We start from the raw sequence: 290 nt of genomic DNA, 5'->3' as shown, positions 1-290 counted from the left end.
CGCGGCACGAGAGTCTGCGTACGGTGTTTCCGGAGGTCGAGGGTGTCCCGTGCCAGCAGGTGTTGACCCCCGAGGCGGCCGCGCCCCGGTTGACGGTGACTCCGACGACCGACACCGAACTACCGGACGCACTGACCTCGGCGGCCCGCCACCCCTTCGACCTGTCCGTCGAACCGCCGCTGCGCACCCACCTGTTCGAGTTGTCGGCGCAAGAGTACGTGCTGATGTTGGTCGTGCATCACATCGCGGGTGACGGTTGGTCGTTGGGTCCGTTGGCGTCGGATCTGACG

General features: G+C 67.2%; 1 protein-coding gene. It reads left to right on the top strand.

Annotated features, from left to right (window positions below; genetic code table 11):
• Positions 1-14 precede the first annotated feature (14 nt).
• On the top strand, positions 15-290 hold a 276-nt coding region (locus GT354_RS37485), incomplete at its 3' end, for a condensation domain-containing protein (RefSeq protein WP_272923962.1).

It is taken from the genome of Streptomyces sp. SID3343 (genome assembly GCF_009865215.1).
Taxonomy (GTDB): Bacteria; Actinomycetota; Actinomycetes; order Streptomycetales; family Streptomycetaceae; genus Embleya.
This window is presented reverse-complemented; position numbering and strand designations above follow the sequence as displayed.